Source organism: Glaciecola sp. MF2-115, from assembly GCF_047250385.1.
Taxonomy (GTDB): Bacteria; Pseudomonadota; Gammaproteobacteria; order Enterobacterales; family Alteromonadaceae; genus Glaciecola.
This window is the reverse complement of record NZ_JBLBVM010000053.1, coordinates 48197-67380: the sequence shown is the minus strand read 5'-3', so window position 1 is coordinate 67380 and position 19184 is coordinate 48197. Positions and strand designations below refer to the sequence as shown.

Sequence of the window (19184 nt, the reverse complement as noted above, 5' to 3'; positions counted from 1 at the left end):
ACCATGTCCAAAAAAGTGTATTAAATCCACCTCTTTCGCCTAAAGAAATATAGCATACCACTGACCATAACGGCTATTACGCACCACACTGCAATGTAACCGTATTCCCAGTTTAATTCAGGCATATTCGCTACACTTGCGTCGGAGTTAAAATTCATTCCATACACGCCAACTAAAAATGTCGGCGGGATAAAAATGGTCGTAAATATCGTTAAAAACTTCATAACGTCATTGAGTTTTAAACTCACACTTGTTAAGTAAAGCTCCATTAAACCAGAAGTCATTTCATGGTAAGTCTCGAGCATTTCCATAATTGAGATTACATGATCATGACAGTCGCGATAATGCATCAATGTCACCTCATTCAATAGTGGATTACCATCCGAACGCAATAATTCGTTAATCACTTCTCTTTGCGGCCAGAGTCGTCTGCGAATTAACAACAGCTCCCTGCGAAGTTCATGGATTGAACCAAGTATTCGTTCGTTCTTAGTTTCCATTAACTCATCTTCTAGCTTCTGAATTTGCTCTGAATAAGTTTCAAGCATAGGAAAACCGAAATCGATAATTGTATCGACCAGTGCGTACATTAAATAATCGGTATGTTGCTTTCGTAACTTTCCTATTTTATTTTCTAATCTTTCAATCACACCTTCGAATGGATTAACCTTGCCTGTTGCGAAAGTTATGAGCGTATTCTTAGTTAAGAACAGGCTAACTTGGTCCACTTGTGCACGACCATTTTCTTTAAACGGTAGGTTTAAAATAAGAAAAATTTGCTCGTCGTTGACTTCTACTTTTGGACGTTGGCCCACATTGATTATATCTTCAACGTAAAGCTCATGAATGCCTAGATCTTTGCCAAGAAGCTTTATCGCTTCAGCGGACGGATCGCCTTGCACATGTATCCAGGTGCAATTATCACTTTGTATGAATGCCTTACATGTTGCAACGTCAGCGTTATGCTCTATTTTTAAATCGTTAGCATTGTAGTCGTAAAGGTCTATGTGAAAAACGGTATTTTCACCCACTTTAACGGTGCCTGGTTTAGTGCCTGGCTTGTGGTATTTCTTATTAAATAACTTCACTTTAATCCCTTTAATTTATTTTAAGACTTTATGAACGTTCATTTTAAAAGCTAATAAAATTTTCTACTCACTACCTAGCCAAATGGATGCCAACGATTACGGCGCTATTAATTCACAGAAACTTACTGAACAATATACACAATTTTTGTGCATGTATTCAAAATTCGCTAATAAGACCATAGTTTATTTTCACCCTAAGCGAAGCAATCATTTTGATTGCACACTGGTCATTTATACACTATTCTATTGACCATCATTTTTCTAGCAAAAATGACTTTACGAATGCGTAGTTAAGGGAGATAGAAAAGAGTGAACACCACCGAAATCATAAACGAAATGCCGCATGCACAAAGAGAACGTTTAGCATTTATCGACTTCTGTTTGCAGTTTTTTGGACACATAACTCGCAATGATTTAGTGAGTCGTTTTCAGACCGGTTTAGCAGCATGTACGCGCGACTTTGCTGCTTACCGAGAGCTAGCGAGTACCAACTTAGTTCTCGACCACTCAACGAAACAGTATTATCGAACGGCTGAGTTTATTCCCTTATTTAAATACCAACCAGACGTTATTCTGCAATCACTGAGTCGTGGGTTCGGTAATGGTATATCACATGCTACTCAACCTTCCGATCAGTGTTTTGACGCAGTCCAACTCATTCACCCAGACAGCAGTATTATAGCCGCCTTAATGCGCGGCATTCACAATCAAAGACTGTGTGAAGTTGGCTATGTTTCGGTAAGTTCAGGGGAGTCTGTTAGAAAATTTATTCCACATACCATGATCAATAATGGTCACCGCTGGCACGTAAGAGGCTACGATTGTAAAAACCAGGGTTTCAGGGACTTTGTTTGTACTCGTTTTACACATATCACTACAACAGATGAAGAAATTCTGCCACATCAAATGGCCAACGCAGATGTTCAATTCAATCAGTTGGTAAATTTGACAATCATTCCTCACCCTAGCATTGAAAACCCTAGAGCAATTGAGATGGACTTTGCGATGCAAGACGGCAAAAAAGTAATGCCGACAAGAGCAGCATTAGCGGCGTATATTTTACGACAGTGGCAGGTTGATTGCTCGCAAGGCCACCGTATTAGAGGGCAAGGTTGTCAGCTCGCATTGGAAAATATTGATGTATTACAAAGGATTGAAAACCCTAGTTTAGCGCCAGGCTACGCCATGCCATCGTTTTAATAAAAGTAGCGCCTTCAAAAACTTAACGAGTTTATTTTAATAACAGCGTACTTTTTTGGAACTTTACTTAGACATCGAAGGTCTTTATAACTTAATGATTGGGTTTTATTGTTGAAAAAGGAAGTAATTATGTCTGAGCTCCATCGATTAGATACAAGGCAACACCAACTCCATAACCAAGCGCTGATAAAGTTAAGTGTTCTGCTTTATCAAATTGACGGTTTGGTGTCGCTAACGGAGCAGGATTACTTCGATGAATTAGTTCAAGGCATGCCATGGCATAGTGGTATTTGTCAGGACGCCTTTGTTAGTGAGGCAATTCATTCAGCCCGAGAAGCCATTGATAGTAGTTCGGCAGCAGACTATATTCGCTCTCTCTCAGAAGAGCTCAATATAGATGCAGCGCGCTCTTTAGAAGTCGCGATGGCCATCACCAAAGTTGACGGCGAACGCAGCGAAAAAGAAGTAGAGTTACTTGCTTTACTTGCCAATCGCGTACTTGCAAAGGGTCTTGTTGCTTAAGCGCTAGCTTGAGCTCTTACATTAAACACACCTTTATATTTTTTGCACAATATTGCCGATGCAATACTTCCAATCACGCCTGGAGCAATCCAAAACAGTAACTGCCAATCACCTAAGTCACTTAGAAGAGTTCTTCCTCCGAACGCTACGAAGGCCGTATATGCGCCAATGCCAGAACCGATTGTTGCAGCGATGTGTTCAACAATCCATTGGCGCGACTTAACTTGCTTCTTAAGGCAATACTTCAACATACTCACACCCACGAACAAGCCCAAAACACTAAATACCATATGCAGCGTGATATTATTAACAAAGCCAATATAAAACAAAATAGGTGCACCTATGATCAAGAGCACTATGGGTGTTAAGTAACTGAACGTGCGCAATTCTGCGCGTTTGTCTTTCACTTTCAACACAGCCACTGCATGTCTTGTGCCGGTAAAACTGAGTATGCTTAAGTAGAACAGAAAGCTCCAAAAAACACGCAAGCGATAAGCTAAATTATCTAAGTCAGTGTTCTCTGATATCATTCCAGCTCTAATGACCAGTGGGGCAGCTAAGACCATAAGAGCCATCAAAGCACCGGAACCTGCTACGGTGTACATCGTATTTTTGTAGTATCTGCCAAACTTAACGTGGTTCAACTTACCCTTCTCAGTAAACAATGGTACCCAAAATAAAATTAATGCCGCAGTACCAAATAAAATGTGTAGGATAAACAATGTAGAATGAAAGAAAGTCATTAGAAAACTCCAGTATGTGCAGGCTGTATGCACCAGCTATTTGTTCAATGGCCTTATCATATAATTTGGACTTGAATAAAAAGAGTGCCACAAGTCACAACATAAAAAGTGACTTTTGACCTATCGCCTTAGAACGCGCTTGCCTGATAAGGTGGACTCACTTAAATAGCTCATTTTCGTTCTGCAAAAATTCAGTTTCTATTTCGATGACCGATCAACGCAGAATGCAAACCTTAAAGATATGGAAGTAACAAAAATGGAAAACAAAGAAAGTCGTCATATTGAGAGGTCGTCCAATAAATGGTCGAAGATAAGTATAGAAAGTGCATCGGCAATTTTGACTTGGTTTTTAGTGAGCGGCAGTGCGCTTTACTTTATGCTCAAGTCAACGCAGATATCCAACACTCAATCGGCTATTGCAGCATGTCTGTTTATTAGTTACTTAGTATTTTGGTTATTGTTATCCAGACAAGCGGAATATAAGAACGAAAGTACGGTCCGCTCGCTGTTGCTGCTAGCCACATTCGTTAATGTCATCGCAATATACTTCACTGTGCCCTTTGTTTATACGGCCATATTTATGATCATATGGAGCGCCGCGCTCCCCTACTTCATCAAAGCGAAAACGGCCTTCTTAATCTCGCCATTGTGGTCATGCGCACTTTATTTTGTATATGCTTACTATTGGGGTTTCAGCGGCATGGCTGTTTCCGCTATGCTCTTCTGGACTTTTAACCTTTTTGCGCTAGTTATGGTGAATACAGCTATAAAAGAGAAGGAAAGCCGCGAAAAAGTGGAAATGATAAATTTAGAGCTTCTTTCTACTCAACAGCTTTTGGAGCAAGCAGCCGAGCAAGCGGAGCGAGTCAGAATTGCCAGGAACATTCACGACCTACTTGGTCACCACCTTACCGCCTTAACTATTAACTTACAGGTTGCAGGCCGTCAAATAGAACAATTAGAAGTACCGTCTTCATCTGAGTCTAGTAAAGAAGCAATTAAAGGCTCGATAGAGCAATGCCATAGTTTATCAAAGTTATTACTTAGCGATGTGAGAGAGGCGGTTTCAGATATCAGAACAAAATCTAGCTTAAACCTAGAGAAAACAATATTGGCTATCACAAGCCGCTTACCTAACATCAAAGTAAGTCTCGATTATCCCGACAATATTGTGATCAATGATGTCAATACAGCCGATGTCCTAACACGATGTATTCAAGAAAGTATCACTAACGCGATAAAACATAGTCAGTCGAAAAGCATACACATTGCATTTGCGCAAACTTCTGAGCAAGTTACACTGTCGATAAAAGCTGATTTATCGAGACCCGTAAAATCCATGAAAACAACAAGTAATCCATCTTTCCAATTAGGTAATGGTCTTTTAGGCATGCAGGAACGTTTGAAACAAATGAACGGAACCGTCACATTCGACCTAAGCAATGAGGCTTTCACTACCGATATTAGCATTCCGGTACTTGATCATGATTAACATCCTATTAGTAGATGATCAAACACTCGTGCGACAAGGTATAAATAGCTTACTTGGTCTTTCAGATAGTGTAGAAGTGGTGGCGCAAGCTAATGACGGTTTGCATGCTATAGAAATACTAATTAAAAAAGAAATCAAAATCGATATTATTTTGATGGATATTAGGATGCCAAACCTTGATGGCATTCAAACACTCATAAAACTCAATGAATTAGGAATTGAAATCCCAGTCATTATGCTAACAACCTTTGACGATCATCAATCAGTTATCAACGCAATTAAAGCTGGGGCAAAAGGCTATTTGCTGAAAGATGTCTCCTTGGAAACCCTCGTTGAGGCTGTTGAAACAGTCCATGCAGGTAAAACCTTAATCCAACCCGCAATTACAGAGCGCCTTATTCAAGGACTACAGGGAATAAAAGGTGAATTTGAAGCAAGCGAAATGCCTGAGCCTTTATCGAATCGTGAAATTGAAATATTACGCTTAATGGCAGCTGGTTGTAGCAATAGAGAGATGGCTCAAAGCCTGTTCAAATCAGAAGGCACGATCAAGAATCAAGTTTCTAGTATACTAGCCAAGTTGGGTGTACGCGATCGCACACGTGCGGTTTTGAAGTCAATCGAGTTAGGCCTTATTTGAGTATTATTAGTTGAACGACACAGTTAAAACCATCTTCTTTTTTGCAGTTTTATTAGCGGCACTTACTTGGCTATTTTCAACGATGTTAGGCCCAGACACAGGTGGCGTCAGGCGGCTCGATAGTGGTGTCATCCAATACTTCGGTCCAATCGACTCAGCACGAGTCGATAAATTCAAAGGATTATATCGTCCTGGAGACCGACTATTGATAAACAGTAATGGCGGTAGTATTTATGCTGGTATCGATATGGGCACCTTTATTCATCAGAAAAAGATGACCGTTGAAGTTGCCGACTTTTGTATTTCAAGTTGTGCTAACTATGTCTTTTTAGCCGGTGAAACCAAGGTACTGAACCGTAACTCACTTGTGATATTTCATGGTGGCCCAAAACAAACAAACTTTTTATCGCTATTAGAGCAAGCCGACCAATCTGATGCAGAGCCTGGCACTACATTTGGACGCGCAGACTATGAAGGCGTAGTCACCATTGAATCAGCGGCAGCCCAACGCATGGCCAGAGCGCAAAATTATGGTAGCCGCTGTGAGGTGGGCGAATACATTGATCAAAGTGGTATCTGCAGAACCATTTCTCCAAAGGAAAGTCTGGCTTATATTGTTGAAATGGAGGAGCGCTTTTACAACACTGTGAATCCAAGTATGAGCAAAGAGATTCCCTACATCGGTCAACGGGGTGAATACGAACCCGTTTATCTTGCATACGAATATTATGGCTTCTTCTACAGTATTGAGAGTTTAAAAAAATTAAATGTCACCAATGTTTATACAAAAGATGGGGATTGGTCGCCCAAGTCTAATTCTATGTATGAGAAAGTTTATGAAGTAGAGATAAATTGAGTGTCATCTTCAAAGTGATCATTTACGTCTAACTCAACATATAAGTACGTATTATCAATTCAATAGACTAGGCAAATAAATGCATCGCGTGGCGTACATTTTAATCATAGTGAGCATAACATTTGTTCCATTCTACTCAGTGGCACTTCAGAATACGACAATGACTAAATTTATCGATTTTACTAATCCAAAAGAAGCCCAAAACTGGGTCATTGTTAACGATACTGTGATGGGCGGGCGCTCTCAAGCGACGGTTGAAGCTCAAGCTGATATGTTGATATTTAGCGGTGACCTATCTTTACAGAACAACGGTGGTTTTGCTTCAACTCGCAGAGTGTACAATGGTGTAACTTGGGACAGTCATAAGCCCTTTGAAATAAAGTTATTAGGTGATGGTAGAAACTATCAGTTTAGATTTCGTACTAATCGAAATGTAGATGGCGTTGCTTATGTTGCCAATTTCAAAACGGAAAAAAATCAAACTCAAACAATGCGATTTAAACTGAGTGAGTTTACACCGCAATTTAGAGGACGGTTGGTTCGAAGCGCTGAGAAACTAGACTTTGCCAACATTGCTCAAATGGGTTTTATGTTAGCTGACAAGCGTGAGGGTGGTTTTATGCTTAAAGTTCTTAGTATATCCCAAGTAGTTGATTCTCAATAAGTTTACAGATTCCGGCTATTTCGTTCCCTTGAAAATTGCTTTGGTGTAACATTAACAGACATTTGAGATTCTTATCAATCTATTAACTTAGAAAAAGTTGAGTTGGCCGGTAAGCCGGGTTCTGTCTTGGACAATCATTCCTCTAGGCCAATAATCGCTTATTGGCTCAAGCAACCTACCCGTTCCCAACGCGGGCCGCGCCGTAAGGGAACCTATTTGGTCTTGCTCCGGGTGGAGTTTACCTTGCCGTCAACTGTTGCCAGCGACGCGGTGCGCTCTTACCGCACCCTTTCACCCTTACCAAGTGTAAACACCTGGCGGTCTCCTCTCTGCTGCACTTGTCGTCGGCTTGCGCCGCCCAGACGTTATCTGGCACCCTGCCCTATGGAGCCCGGACTTTCCTCCCCTTTAAAACATACAAGTATGAATAAAGCGGCGATTGCCTGGCCAACTCAGGGCGGGATTATAAACTAAACGTTAGCGTTGTGATATACGTTTTGCACGTCATCACAATCATTTAGCATGTCCATGAACTTTTCATAGGTTGGCATATCTTCTTCGCTGATATCTTTGGTGTCTTGTGGCACCCAAGTGATTTCTTCAACATCAATTTCTAAATCAGGGAATGCCTCATTCAAAGCTGTTTTACACTTAAAAAACTCAGTGTGAGGAACGAATACAGTTACAACGCCATCATCAACTTCAACATCAGATACGTCAACATCTGCTTCCATGAGTGGCTCTAGCACAACTTCATCGTCATCGCCTTTGAATGAGAAGATCGCTAAGTGATCAAACATAAATGCGACCGAGCCTTGAGGACCAATCTTACAATCTGTTTTTGTGAAACAGTTACGCACATCAGTAATTGTTCTATTGGCATTGTCTGAAAGGCAATCGACAATAACCATGCAACCACCTGGTCCAAACCCTTCATAGCGCATGGGTACGAAATCTTCACCTGCACCACCTGCTGCCTTATCAATTGCTTTTTCAATTACGTGACTTGGCACCTGGTCCTTCTTCGCTTTTTCAATTAAGCGACGCAACTGAAGGTTGGCTTCAGGATCTAAACCACCGTTTTTGGCAACAACGTAAATTTCTTTACCGTAGCGCGAATAAACTTTCGTTTTTGCGCCAGCCGTTTTTGCCATAGACATTTTTCTTACTTCAAACTTTCTACCCATTTTTTCTTCTCTTTTTTATGGATTTTTTAAATACGCCAAAGTTTTGAACTCTAGCGTTTTGAATCTGTGCGCAAGATTGTACTGTTTTTCGCTCGCGCTGTCAGCGCTCAATCTTGTAATGATTTATCACTATTTGCATACGACTGTTATGCGATGTGCTGCATACTCAAGTATTCACGTGATTGCATTTCCTGCAATCGGCTCAGACAACGTTGAAATTCAAAATTTAGTCGCCCTTCAGTGTATAGATTCTCCAACGCCACTTCTGCCGACATAATCAACTTCACCTTTCGCTCATAAAACTCATCCACCATAGCGATAAAACGTCGAGCGACATCATCTATGCTAGCACCCATTTGCTCTACGTTTGCGACCAGAACGGAATGGTAAATCCGGCTTATCTCAATGTAGTCTGATTGGCTTCGAGGGCCGTCGCAGATAGCACGAAACGTAAACATTACAACACCATCAGCCTCTCTTATCGCTGGAATTTCTCGCCCACTTACTTTGATATTGACATCATCTCGTCCTTCCTCAGGTGCCAGTTGTGTAAAGTAAGTCAATAAATTGGTAGTTGCCTCATCATCTAATGGATGATGATACAATTCTGCTTGCTCTAAGGTCCTTAATCGATAATCCACACCACTATCTACATTAACGACACGCGTATTCTGATTGATCAAATCGATAGCTGGTAAGAAGCGACTTCGCTGTAAGCCATTATGATAAAGCTTATCAGGAATGATATTAGAAGTTGCCACTAAAACAATGCCGTGACTGAACAACTCCTCCATTAGGGTCCCTAAAATCATGGCATCCGTAATATCTGAAACAAAAAACTCATCAAAGCAAATGACTTTAGCTTCCTCAGATAATTTCTTTGCAATAATTTTTAAAGGGTCTTCTTTGCCGCCCAGAAGCTTTAGCTCTTCATGAACGCGGTGCATAAATCGATGAAAATGCACGCGTATTTTATTTTCGAAAGGTAAGCACTCATAAAACGTATCAACTAAATAGGTTTTTCCCCTGCCAACGCCGCCCCAAAAATAGATACCCTGAATACTCGGTTTTGCCATTCCTTTACCGAATGCTTGTTTTATTTTAACTCGCCAAGAGGGCTTTCTTTCTGGGTGCGTTAACTCGTCATATAAACGTTGCAATTCCATAACTGCATTTTCTTGTGCCGCATCATATTGAAAATCGATCAGCGACAAATCGTCTTGATATTTTTCCCAAGGGGTCATTAATATTCCAAAAAAATTGTGTCAAATGGGTTGAAAATATAACCAATAGACTACACTAATTGCTTTGTAAGGAAGTAGCTCTTCTTTGTTAAATAAGTTAAGTGCTTTCTTCGCGATTATTCGGCAAGTATACAGCCCTGCGCTCGAGTTGAAAATCGCGACTACAGTCTTAACTCAATTTATTAGTAATAAGCGCTTGCAAGGAATCGATGAATAGCTGATCATTTGTCCTAAGCACTACTCAGTTTGGAGACATAATGGAAACTAGCACATTAATTATTGGCATCGTTATAGGCTTAATAATAGGCGGTATAATTGGTTTTGTTGTATTGAAAACAATGCAATCAAAATCAGACGACAAAGCGAGTCACTCTGAGGGTGAGCTCAAAGCTTTATTAGCTATTCAAGCAAGGCAGCACTTGGATGTTTCAAGAAAAGCATTGGCGGATATTCAGAGTAGAACGGCTGACTTGGTCTCACAATTGAATGATTATGAAGAGTCACTTACTCAGGTTGCGTCAAGCAGCAATGAAACGAAAGATAGCTTTTATGGTGAACATGCTAGCGTGTTTTTACGTAACAGTTTAAAAGCAAGCAAGCATGATATCGCTTTAGCTCAACCTGATGCGCAACCACGTGACTTTGCAAATACGGGTTCTGGCGTATTTGTTGGCGTTGATGTTAAAGCACCAAAAGCGAATAAATCAAAGGACTAGTGAACTAAATTTGTTTTTCACTAGTCTTTGTTAGGTATTCAATTTTAAAGTTTTATTTGGAGTATCAAGATTAATGAAAGCATTTCTTCATAAAGTAGCGGTCTGCTTAGCTGCAGGCTCTATTGTTTTTACTACATTACCAAGTGCAAATGCCGCACTTCCCTTCTTTTCAACCGAAAAAGAAGCCGTTCCCTCTTTAGCACCAATGATAGAAAAAACCTCACCAGCTGTCGTTAGTATTGCAGTGGAAGGGACACAGGTTACTCGTCAACAAATTCCTGAGGCGTTCAAACGATTTTTCGGCACGCCTGATCAACAAGTAAATGAACGTCCATTCCGAGGCATGGGCTCTGGTGTTATTATCGACGCAAAGAAAGGGTATGTTGTTACCAATAACCATGTCGTAGAAAATGCTGATGAAATTACTGTTAAGTTAATTGACGGAAGAGAGTTTGCCGCTAAAAAACTGGGAGCAGATGAGCAAAGTGATGTAGCGCTATTGCAAATTGATGCGAAAGAGCTGACTGAAATCCCTTTAGCGGATTCTGACAAGCTGCGCGTTGGTGACTTTGCTGTTGCTATTGGGAACCCGTTCGGCCTAGGTCAGACTGTCACTTCTGGCATTGTCAGTGCCTTAGGTCGCTCAGGCATAAACAGAAGCGGACTTGAAGACTTTATACAAACTGATGCAGCAATTAACCGTGGTAATTCTGGTGGCGCCTTAGTGAATTTAAACGGCGAACTCATTGGTATTAACACAGCTATATTTGGCCCTAATGGTGGCAATGTCGGTATCGGCTTCGCTATCCCAAGCAACATGATGAAGGGTTTGATTGACCAGATAGTCGAGTTTGGCGAGGTGCGTAGAGGTTTACTTGGTATTCAGGGTGGTAACGTTGATGCTAAATTAGCCGAAGCGATGCGTTCTCCAAGTAACAAAGGTGCGTTTATTAATGAAGTCGTTCCTGATTCAGCTGCCGATAAAGCAGGTCTAAAATCTGGCGACATTATTACTAGTATTAATGGGAACGACCTACACAGTTTTGATGAGCTTCGTGCCAAAGTAGCGACTATGGGTGCTGGTGCCGAGGTTAAACTAACAATAGTGCGAGAAGGTAAACGTCAAGATGTAGACGTGGTGTTAGGTGATGCAGGAATGCCTGTTGCTGAAGCGAAAGACCTACACCCGGCGTTTGAAGGTAGCGAATTGAACAATGGCCAAGACCTTGCCGGTAACGAAGGAGTGGTAGTGACAGCTGTTCAAGCACGCTCGCCAGCAGCTAGAATAGGCCTTAAATCAGATGATGTGATTGTTGGTTTAAATAGACAGCGAGTTAGCAATATCGCTGACCTACGCCGCCTAGTTGAAGAGAGCAAAGACAACGTGATGGCTTTAAATATTAAGCGCGGCAGCTCGACAATCTATGTTGTTATCCGACAGTAGAACGAGAGAATAAATAATGTATCCATGGTGTGGTGAAAACCATGCCATGGATTGTTTATTCAGGATGCTGTAACACTTTGGATTAATTTGTTATTCTTATCAAATAATTACTCGCATCGAACTTACTCAACATGGCTGCACTGCAAAGATTCTTAATCGCTCTACTAAAACCAATTATTCTTGGTTTGACCGTTGCAGCCATTTTACTTATTTTCATCCCCGAATTTCGTCAAGGTAGCGGTCTAAACGTTGACTGGCTACAAAAGCGAGACAAACCACCAGAAAGACTCAGCTATTATGATGCTCTTAGTAGAAGTGCTCCTGCAGTTGTATATATCTATGGTGTAAGTATCGATAACCCCAACCCAAACAGCATATTTAGAGGCCGAACGACTGAACGCACTAATTTAGGCTCTGGTGTTATCATGAATGAAAACGGTTACCTATTGACTTGTTACCACGTAATTAAAGATGCAGACACCATATATATTCGCCTTCAAGACAGTCGCACCTTAGAAGCCCAAATAGTAGGGTTTGATACAGAAACCGATTTAGCTGTTTTGAAAGTTGACGCAGATGATCTTCATGTAATTCCACAAGTGCCCAAAACTGGCCTGCGTGTTGGTGATGTAGTAATGGCTATTGGTAACCCTCTCGATTTAGGTCAAACCATCACTCAAGGCATTGTTAGTCGAATTAGCCGTAATAACTTAGCCAATTATTTCGACTTCATCCAAACAGACGCTGTTTTGCACCCGGGTAATTCAGGTGGTGCTTTAGTAGACAGTAACGGTTATTTAGTAGGGATCACCAACGCTAATTTTACGACTCGAGGCCCCACAGGAAGAGCGTCAACAACAGTCGATGGTATTAACTTTGCGGTTCCTTATGATCTGGCTATAAAAGTGATGGAAGAAATTATCGTATCGGGAACAGTTGTACGCGGGCAATTAGGCTTTGAAGGGAATCCATACCTTGAGCGTAAAGGGCTATTAGTAAGTTCTGTGACTCGTGGCGGCCCTGCTGATATTGGTGGTTTGAGGACGGGCGATATATTAGTTGCAATCAATGGCGTTGAAATTGAACAAAATGACAATGGCCAAGCTTTGAATATGGTAAGTCAGACAACACCTGGTACTAAACTTACTTTAAGTGTTGAACGTAACACGCAGCTCATAACACTAACGGTGGTTGTTGGTTCATCAGCATCGTCTTAACTAGTTGAGACTATGCTAACTAGCTAAGGCGATGAGTTCTTTAAGCGAAAGTCTTATTCCTTAACACGCTTAATATTCGCGCCTAGACCACCCAATTTATGTTCAATGGCTTCGTAGCCTCGGTCTAAGTGATAGATCCTATTAACGATGGTTTCGCCTTCAGCCACTAATCCAGCAATCACTAAACTTGCAGAGGCTCTAAGATCAGTTGCCATCACCTGAGCTCCCTTTAATTTAGAGTTCCCTTTCGACAGCGCACTATTACCTTCTAGTTCAATTTCCGCACCCATTCGTTTTAACTCAGGCACGTGCATGAAACGGTTTTCAAAAATTGTTTCAGTGATGACACCAGCGCCCTCAGCAACCGCATTTAAGGTCATGAATTGCGCTTGCATATCAGTTGGGAATCCAGGGTGAGGAACCGTTCTCAAATTCACTGCTTTCGGCGCTCTGCCTTGCATATCGAGCTCAATCCAATCCTTACCCGTTGTAATTGTCGCTCCCGCTTGCTCAAGCTTACTTAACACAGCATCTAAACTAGAAGGATCTGCTTTCTCACAACGCACGCTGCCGCCAGAGACAGCGGCTGCAACTAAAAATGTACCGGTTTCAATACGATCAGGAAGCACACTATAGTTGCACCCTTTAAGGCTTGTAACGCCTGTTATTTTAATATGATCGCTGCCAGCACCGCTTACTTTTGCACCCATGCTATTTAAGCAATTTGCTAGGTCAACGATTTCAGGCTCTCGTGCGGCATTTTCAAGAATAGTCTCACCGTCAGCTAAGGCCGCCGCCATCATCAAGTTTTCAGTTGCCCCTACGCTTACTACGTCCATAAAGATGCGAGCACCTTTTAAACGTCCATCAACTTCAGCTCGAATATACCCCTCATCCACTTCTATTTTTGCGCCCATTTTCTCAAGGCCCGACAAATGCAGATTAACTGGACGAGCACCAATGGCACAACCTCCTGGTAAAGAAACATTCGCTTTACCATGTTTTGCTAACAATGGGCCGAGTACTAGAATAGAAGCTCGCATTGTACTGACTAAATCGTAAGATGCAGTGACACTGCTTAGATTGCTGGCATCAATTTCAACATGGTTTTTATCAATCTGATTAATTGTTGCACCAAAGTCTTTAAGCAACAGCAATGTTGTGCTGATATCTCTAAGTGCAGGAACGTTTTCAAATGAACAAGTTGAATCAGCTAACAAACTTGAAATAAGGAGTGGGAGGGCGGCATTTTTGGCCCCAGAAATTGTAACTGAGCCAGCTAATGGCTGGCTTTTTGTGATGACCAACTTGTCCACGGATACTCTCTTTTAAATATAATTATTATTATGCTTCGTGCGAATTACGAATGAAACAGCTTCTCACGTTGCCATTGATCAACAGAGAATGTTTTGATAGTGATAGCATGCATAGTGCCATCTGCTATTTTATCTGACAAGGGTCCGTAAATTAGTTGCTGTTTTTTTACGCGAGACATTTCTTCGAAGCAATTATCGACAGCAATTATTTGAAAATGTGAACCTTCACTCTTTACTTTCACATCGCTCAAGTTGAGTTCCGTTTTCAATAAACTCGCTATTTCTTCATTTGTCATTCTTTTCTCTATTCCAGAAAGCTGTCAGCGTTACTTAGCTTAGCTAACTCTATTAATTTTTTAGGTGAATTGTGAATACTAACACTAACATTGTGTTGATTTAAATCACGTTTGAGATTAATTAGCCAAGCTAAGCCTGCACTGTCTGCTCTTTCAACATTATCAAGGCACACTATCAAACTACCAGCAGCCTGAACTTCCTCTTTCTCACTACTATCAATTGAAGTCCAATAATCTTTTTTCAATGATAAAAGATCGAGGTCGCCGTTCACCTTTAACGTGAGTGCGTTGTCTTGTTTGTTGAGCTCAGCTTGCATTTATCTTGAAACCTTAGTTATCCAATTTTTCATTAAGCTTGATTGGCTCAGAGATACTTTTTCTCATAAGCTCAATCACTTTATCGATGCCATCTTGACGTAAAATGGATTCAAATTCAGTACGCTTGTTCGTCAATAGACTAATGCCTTCAGCAACCATATCGTAAACTTGCCATTGATCTGACTGGCGGTCTTTGCGCACTTTAAACGCAACTTTGATGTCAGGACGATCTCCATCCTTAATGACAGCACGAACAGTGACATCAGAACGACCATCAAACTCCATAGCAGGGGCAAATTCAACAAGCTGGTCATCGTAATAACCTAAAGCAACAGCATAACTTGTGATTAGATACTCTCTAAACACAGAAACAAACTCCAACAACTTTTCTCTTGGAACTTTGTTCGCATACTTTCCTAATACCTTAAATGCTGAAAAGCGGTAGTCTATATAAGGCAAAAGCTCTTCTTCCATAACAACACGTAACAGTTCTGGGTTTTCCCTAATTAAGTCTTTCTCTTTTTTCATTCTTTCAAATGTTAAGGACGCAACCTTGTTGATCATTACATAAGGATCATCCTGTTCCTCAGCCGCAAAAGTTGCTGCAGGTACCATCAAAACTACTGCTGTCATTATTGATAAAAACCAACTACGCACGTTCTCAAAATGCTTCTTCAAATTATTCCCCTTCACTAATACTGTCATGGCTATTATTCCGAGCCTTTACCAAATAAGAACTGACCAATAAGGTCTTCTAAAACTAACGCTGATTTAGTATCAACGATATACTTAGTTTCACCCTCTTTATCACCTAAATAAATAGGATCTTCACCTGGGAATACAAAGCCTGGCGTTAAGCCAATATATTGTTCCCCCAACAAGCCCGCAGTTAGTATTGACACTGAACTGGTTTCAGGGAAAGTTTTTGCATAATTCTCCGATATTTCCATTTCGACAACAGGAATTAACTCTTGTTCATCTAAATAAATACGAGATACTCTTCCAATGACGACACCACCTACTTTTACGGATGATCTTGCTTTTAATCCACCGATATTGTCGAATTTAGCACTCACCTTATAAACATCGCCACTGCCACTCATGCCTTGATTGGCAACTTGCAAAGCCAGTAGTAGGGTTGCTGCAATTGCCAACGCAACAAATATACCGACCATTAATTCTGTTTTTTTGCTTGTCATCTTTTTTCCTAATTAATTCCAAACATCAATGCTGTTAGCACGAAATCCACACCTAAAATTGCCAACGATGAAAACACAACGGTTTCAGTTGTTGCCTTACTAATACCTTCTGATGTTGGTAATGCATCGTATCCTTTGTAAAGTGCTATCCAAACCACAATTAACGCGAATACAATACTTTTAATAACACCATTGATGACATCTTTATCCCACTCAACAGTTGCCTGCATAATTGACCAGTAGCTGCCAGAATCGACACCCAACCAGTCAACGCCTACTAAATGCCCGCCTAGTATGCCAACAGCGCTAAATATAACGGCCAGCATCGGCATTGAAATGACACCAGCCCAAAAGCGCGGTGATATCACACGTCTTAGCGGGTCAACTGCCATCATTTCCAAACTACTTAGTTGCTCGGTCGCCTTCATCAAGCCAATTTCGGCTGTTAGAGCGGACCCTGCTCTTCCTGCAAACAGCAACGCAGTAACGACTGGACCAAGCTCACGTAATAAAGACAAGGCAACCATTGGTCCTAAGCTTCCTTCCGCTCCATAGTTCACAAGTATCGTATAACCCTGAAGGGCCATTACCATTCCAATGAACAAACCGGAAACGACAATGATCAGCAGACTCTGCACACCCACGATATAAATTTGATGGATGATCAATGGGATATTCTTAAGTCTTGGGACAGCAAACAGGCTCCCCCACAACATCAATGAAGCGTTGCCTACTGCGCTGAGCTTAGCAAGCGTTCCAGCCCCTAAATTAATAAGCCAATTCACTATTTAGACCCCGCAGTACTTTTTTGCATAAAAGTTTCTTGCATAGTAGGCGCCGGAAAGTGAAATGGAACAGGTCCATCGGCATTACCTTTCAAAAACTGTTGCACGCGCTCTGACGTGGAGTTTCTAATTTCATCTGGCGTGCCTTCACCGATAATCTTTTTGTCCGCAAGTATATAGGCATAATCCGCAATGGTGAGTACTTCTGTTACATCATGCGTTACAACGATACTGGTAAGTCCTAAAGCTGCGTTTAGCTCTTTAATCAGTTTAACTAACACTCCCATAGAAATAGGATCTTGCCCGGCAAAAGGCTCGTCGTACATGATTAAATCAGGATCTAGCGCAATTGCTCTAGCAAGAGCCGCTCGTCTTGCCATACCACCAGATAGTTCGCTTGGCATTAAGTTTGCCGCACCACGCAGGCCGACAGCTTCTAGTTTCAACAAAACGATTGTTTCAATGATCTCTTCTGACAAACTAGTATGTTCTCTGATAGGAAATGCCACATTGTCGAACACTGAAATATTGGTAAACAATGCACCACTTTGAAACAACATACTCATTTTACGACGAACATCGTAAAGCCGCTTTCGAGTCATCTGATGAATATTCTCACCTTGAAATAGTACTTCGCCAGCATCTGGGTATAGCTGCCCGCCGATCAGCTTCAACAGAGTCGTTTTGCCAATGCCACTTGGTCCCATGACTGCAGTGATACCGCCTTTTTTCACCTGCATCGAAATACTGTCATAAATGACACGTCCACCTCGAGCGAAGTGCATTTTGTTGATATCAACTAAAATGTCTGACATTTGGTTTTTTACATTCCTATAAAATGGGTATTCGCGTTAACAACGCTTCCCTGAAAAATTTTCTGAAAGTGCCCCGAGTAATAAAGACGGTTCAGCGCCAATAAAAGTTCACTACATTACCAACTTTTAATGACTGTAAGCTGAACAAGACCCGAATAAATGAGATTTAATTTTGTTTTTTCTGTACTTTCTATACAGACTCAAACAAAACAAGCGCACTTTCTTGCGTATTATAACGTATATTAGCAGGTATGTTGTTATTCATTGAGCTTTTTCAAGCACTAAAAAGGCATAAATCTGTAACAAAAATTATAAATTAAGAATTGACTAGTGGCTGAATTCAATAAAAAAGTGGTTTTGACTAACATTTCATACTTTTTTAGTGTCAAAGCGCTTAGCTTTTTGCGACAATAACGAAACGATTCAGAAGAGATTTAATACTACGTGATTACACAAATCATTATATTTTTAATAGGTTTAGGCGTACTGAGTTGGAGTGCGGACAAATTTGTTTATGGTGCTTCTGCACTAGCCAAAAATTTTGGTGTCTCCCCTATGATGATAGGATTAACCATTGTTGCCATGGGCTCAAGTGCGCCAGAAATTGTTGTTTCAGCAACAGCATCATTTAATGGAAATCCGGATACGGCAGTTGGAAATGCCATTGGATCAAACATTACAAATATTGCATTGGTGCTAGGTCTTACCGCGCTTTTCAAACCTTTATTAGTCTCCTCAACAACGCTAAAACGCGAATTGCCTGTATTACTTATCGTCACGCTTATTGCCGTGTACTTCCTTTCTGATAATGTACTCAGTCAAATTGAAGGTGTCACGTTGATCACACTTTTTGTTCTGGTACTTGCTGTTATGGCATGGTTATCTTTTAGAGTAGATAAGAACGATCCTCTCATTGCCGAAACAGCAGACGAAATACCCAATAACGTACCAACTAAGAATGCAATTTTGTGGGTGATTGTCGGCCTTGTTATGCTGCCCCTAAGTGCCCATTTCTTAGTTGAAAGCGCCGTTTACATAGCAAGATTCTTTGGTGTCAGTGACCTTGTCATTGGATTGACCATTATTGCACTTGGCACAAGCCTACCTGAATTAGCAGCTAGCATTGCCGGAGTTCGCAAAGGTGAAGATGATCTCGCTTTAGGGAATATCATTGGCTCAAACATATTTAACATCTTGGCAGTTTTAGCTATGCCTGGACTCATTATTCCTGGCTTACTCGATGCTAATGCTTCAACTCGTGATTCATATGTAATGCTTGGACTTACTATCCTACTGTTTATCTTTTGCTTCAACTTGCGTGGAACGAGACAAATAAATAGATATGAAGGCGGTATTTTGGTGCTTGCGTTTTTAACGTATCAATACTGGTTATTTAAATAGTAATTGAACAATAAGTTCAGGGGCTATTCAGATAAGATAGT

General features: G+C 41.0%; 21 protein-coding genes and 1 other RNA gene. 10 read left to right on the top strand and 12 right to left on the bottom strand.

Annotation, left to right across the window (positions count from 1 at the left end; genetic code table 11):
- Positions 1–20 precede the first annotated feature (20 nt).
- On the bottom strand, positions 21–1088 hold the full coding sequence (corA, locus tag ACKLNX_RS11290) for a magnesium/cobalt transporter CorA (protein ID WP_412972436.1): 1068 nt from the start codon (positions 1086–1088) through the stop codon (positions 21–23).
- Between the two features lie 309 nt (positions 1089–1397).
- On the opposite strand from corA, the gene ACKLNX_RS11285 reads away from it, so the two are divergent.
- Positions 1398–2288 (top strand): WYL domain-containing protein, encoded by an 891-nt coding sequence (locus ACKLNX_RS11285; protein ID WP_412972435.1) that lies wholly within the window; start codon positions 1398–1400, stop codon positions 2286–2288.
- Between the two features lie 129 nt (positions 2289–2417).
- The gene (locus ACKLNX_RS11280; RefSeq protein WP_411695024.1) at positions 2418–2810 is read left to right on the top strand and encodes a TerB family tellurite resistance protein; all 393 of its coding nucleotides are present in this window, start codon (positions 2418–2420) and stop codon (positions 2808–2810) included.
- Here the strand turns inward: ACKLNX_RS11280 and ACKLNX_RS11275 are convergent.
- Positions 2807–3553 carry a hypothetical protein gene (locus ACKLNX_RS11275; RefSeq protein ID WP_412972434.1) on the bottom strand — a complete coding sequence of 249 codons (747 nt, stop codon included), beginning with the start codon at positions 3551–3553 and terminating at the stop codon, positions 2807–2809. The two genes, ACKLNX_RS11280 and ACKLNX_RS11275, sit on opposite strands and share 4 nt — an antisense overlap.
- Before the next feature lie 256 nt (positions 3554–3809).
- Between ACKLNX_RS11275 and ACKLNX_RS11270 the strand changes: the two genes are divergently transcribed.
- From ACKLNX_RS11270 to ACKLNX_RS11255, 4 genes are all read left to right on the top strand, one after another.
- A complete protein-coding gene (locus tag ACKLNX_RS11270; protein ID WP_412972433.1) occupies positions 3810–5045 on the top strand; it encodes a histidine kinase in 1236 nt (411 codons plus the stop codon).
- Entirely contained in the window at positions 5038–5685 is a 648-nt protein-coding gene (locus ACKLNX_RS11265; RefSeq protein WP_412972432.1) for a response regulator, read from the top strand. The genes ACKLNX_RS11270 and ACKLNX_RS11265 overlap by 8 nt, the downstream gene beginning before the upstream one ends.
- 10 nt (positions 5686–5695) lie before the next feature.
- A complete protein-coding gene (locus ACKLNX_RS11260; protein WP_412972431.1) occupies positions 5696–6541 on the top strand; it encodes a hypothetical protein in 846 nt (281 codons plus the stop codon).
- Positions 6542–6701: 160 nt separating this feature from the next.
- Positions 6702–7205 carry a CIA30 family protein gene (locus ACKLNX_RS11255; RefSeq protein ID WP_412972430.1) on the top strand — a complete coding sequence of 168 codons (504 nt, stop codon included), beginning with the start codon at positions 6702–6704 and terminating at the stop codon, positions 7203–7205.
- Positions 7206–7299: 94 nt separating this feature from the next.
- Here ACKLNX_RS11255 and rnpB read toward each other — a convergent pair.
- The 3 genes from rnpB to zapE form a co-directional block, all read right to left on the bottom strand.
- An RNA gene (rnpB, locus tag ACKLNX_RS11250) (RNase P RNA component class A) lies at positions 7300–7660 on the bottom strand.
- A 15-nt stretch (positions 7661–7675) separates the two neighbouring features.
- Positions 7676–8392: a YebC/PmpR family DNA-binding transcriptional regulator gene (locus tag ACKLNX_RS11245; RefSeq protein ID WP_411695030.1), complete on the bottom strand. Its 717-nt coding sequence runs from the start codon at positions 8390–8392 to the stop codon at positions 7676–7678.
- A gap of 146 nt (positions 8393–8538) precedes the next feature.
- Positions 8539–9636 carry a cell division protein ZapE gene (gene zapE / locus ACKLNX_RS11240; protein WP_411695031.1) on the bottom strand — a complete coding sequence of 366 codons (1098 nt, stop codon included), beginning with the start codon at positions 9634–9636 and terminating at the stop codon, positions 8539–8541.
- A gap of 257 nt (positions 9637–9893) precedes the next feature.
- On the opposite strand from zapE, the gene ACKLNX_RS11235 reads away from it, so the two are divergent.
- The 3 genes from ACKLNX_RS11235 to ACKLNX_RS11225 all read left to right on the top strand — a co-directional run bounded on the left by ACKLNX_RS11235 (position 9894) and on the right by ACKLNX_RS11225 (position 13013).
- The gene (locus ACKLNX_RS11235) at positions 9894–10352 is read left to right on the top strand and encodes a ZapG family protein (RefSeq protein ID WP_411695032.1); all 459 of its coding nucleotides are present in this window, start codon (positions 9894–9896) and stop codon (positions 10350–10352) included.
- Between the two features lie 73 nt (positions 10353–10425).
- Positions 10426–11796, top strand: coding sequence for a DegQ family serine endoprotease (locus tag ACKLNX_RS11230; RefSeq protein WP_412972429.1), 1371 nt, complete (start codon positions 10426–10428; stop codon positions 11794–11796).
- Between the two features lie 131 nt (positions 11797–11927).
- Positions 11928–13013 carry a S1C family serine protease gene (locus tag ACKLNX_RS11225; RefSeq protein WP_412972428.1) on the top strand — a complete coding sequence of 362 codons (1086 nt, stop codon included), beginning with the start codon at positions 11928–11930 and terminating at the stop codon, positions 13011–13013.
- A 53-nt stretch (positions 13014–13066) separates the two neighbouring features.
- Here ACKLNX_RS11225 and murA read toward each other — a convergent pair whose 3' ends face one another.
- The 7 genes from murA to mlaF form a co-directional block, all read right to left on the bottom strand.
- The gene (gene murA, locus ACKLNX_RS11220) at positions 13067–14329 is read right to left on the bottom strand and encodes a UDP-N-acetylglucosamine 1-carboxyvinyltransferase (RefSeq protein ID WP_411695035.1); all 1263 of its coding nucleotides are present in this window, start codon (positions 14327–14329) and stop codon (positions 13067–13069) included.
- A gap of 44 nt (positions 14330–14373) precedes the next feature.
- The gene (locus ACKLNX_RS11215; protein WP_411695036.1) at positions 14374–14625 is read right to left on the bottom strand and encodes a BolA family protein; all 252 of its coding nucleotides are present in this window, start codon (positions 14623–14625) and stop codon (positions 14374–14376) included.
- Between the two features lie 8 nt (positions 14626–14633).
- On the bottom strand, positions 14634–14942 hold the full coding sequence (locus tag ACKLNX_RS11210) for a lipid asymmetry maintenance protein MlaB (protein WP_412972427.1): 309 nt from the start codon (positions 14940–14942) through the stop codon (positions 14634–14636).
- A 13-nt stretch (positions 14943–14955) separates the two neighbouring features.
- Entirely contained in the window at positions 14956–15576 is a 621-nt protein-coding gene (locus ACKLNX_RS11205; RefSeq protein WP_412972519.1) for a phospholipid-binding protein MlaC, read from the bottom strand.
- Between the two features lie 77 nt (positions 15577–15653).
- Positions 15654–16142, bottom strand: a complete 489-nt coding sequence (mlaD, locus tag ACKLNX_RS11200) for an outer membrane lipid asymmetry maintenance protein MlaD (RefSeq protein ID WP_412972426.1) — start codon at positions 16140–16142, stop codon at positions 15654–15656.
- 8 nt (positions 16143–16150) lie between these two features.
- Complete coding sequence (mlaE, locus tag ACKLNX_RS11195) at positions 16151–16927, bottom strand: lipid asymmetry maintenance ABC transporter permease subunit MlaE (protein ID WP_411695039.1); 777 nt, start codon at positions 16925–16927, stop codon at positions 16151–16153.
- The gene (gene mlaF / locus ACKLNX_RS11190; protein WP_412972425.1) at positions 16927–17742 is read right to left on the bottom strand and encodes a phospholipid ABC transporter ATP-binding protein MlaF; all 816 of its coding nucleotides are present in this window, start codon (positions 17740–17742) and stop codon (positions 16927–16929) included. Before mlaF ends, mlaE begins: the two co-directional genes overlap by 1 nt.
- A gap of 444 nt (positions 17743–18186) precedes the next feature.
- On the opposite strand from mlaF, the gene ACKLNX_RS11185 reads away from it, so the two are divergent.
- Complete coding sequence (locus ACKLNX_RS11185; protein ID WP_411695041.1) at positions 18187–19143, top strand: calcium/sodium antiporter; 957 nt, start codon at positions 18187–18189, stop codon at positions 19141–19143.
- Positions 19144–19184: the final 41 nt, after the last annotated feature.

Bases quoted from the DNA above. Each gene is read 5' to 3' on its own strand.
- ACKLNX_RS11280 (WP_411695024.1), top strand. From the start codon at position 2,418: ATGTCTGAGCTCCATCGATTAGATACAAGGCAACACCAACTCCATAAC.
- ACKLNX_RS11275 (WP_412972434.1), bottom strand. From the start codon at position 3,553: ATGACTTTCTTTCATTCTACATTGTTTATCCTACACATTTTATTTGGT.
- ACKLNX_RS11270 (WP_412972433.1), top strand. From the start codon at position 3,810: ATGGAAAACAAAGAAAGTCGTCATATTGAGAGGTCGTCCAATAAATGG.
- ACKLNX_RS11265 (WP_412972432.1), top strand. From the start codon at position 5,038: ATGATTAACATCCTATTAGTAGATGATCAAACACTCGTGCGACAAGGT.
- ACKLNX_RS11255 (WP_412972430.1), top strand. From the start codon at position 6,702: ATGACTAAATTTATCGATTTTACTAATCCAAAAGAAGCCCAAAACTGG.
- ACKLNX_RS11245 (WP_411695030.1), bottom strand. From the start codon at position 8,392: ATGGGTAGAAAGTTTGAAGTAAGAAAAATGTCTATGGCAAAAACGGCT.
- zapE (WP_411695031.1), bottom strand. From the start codon at position 9,636: ATGACCCCTTGGGAAAAATATCAAGACGATTTGTCGCTGATCGATTTT.
- ACKLNX_RS11235 (WP_411695032.1), top strand. From the start codon at position 9,894: ATGGAAACTAGCACATTAATTATTGGCATCGTTATAGGCTTAATAATA.
- ACKLNX_RS11230 (WP_412972429.1), top strand. From the start codon at position 10,426: ATGAAAGCATTTCTTCATAAAGTAGCGGTCTGCTTAGCTGCAGGCTCT.
- ACKLNX_RS11225 (WP_412972428.1), top strand. From the start codon at position 11,928: ATGGCTGCACTGCAAAGATTCTTAATCGCTCTACTAAAACCAATTATT.
- ACKLNX_RS11215 (WP_411695036.1), bottom strand. From the start codon at position 14,625: ATGACAAATGAAGAAATAGCGAGTTTATTGAAAACGGAACTCAACTTG.
- ACKLNX_RS11210 (WP_412972427.1), bottom strand. From the start codon at position 14,942: ATGCAAGCTGAGCTCAACAAACAAGACAACGCACTCACGTTAAAGGTG.
- ACKLNX_RS11205 (WP_412972519.1), bottom strand. From the start codon at position 15,576: ATGACAGCAGTAGTTTTGATGGTACCTGCAGCAACTTTTGCGGCTGAG.
- mlaD (WP_412972426.1), bottom strand. From the start codon at position 16,142: ATGACAAGCAAAAAAACAGAATTAATGGTCGGTATATTTGTTGCGTTG.
- mlaF (WP_412972425.1), bottom strand. From the start codon at position 17,742: ATGTCAGACATTTTAGTTGATATCAACAAAATGCACTTCGCTCGAGGT.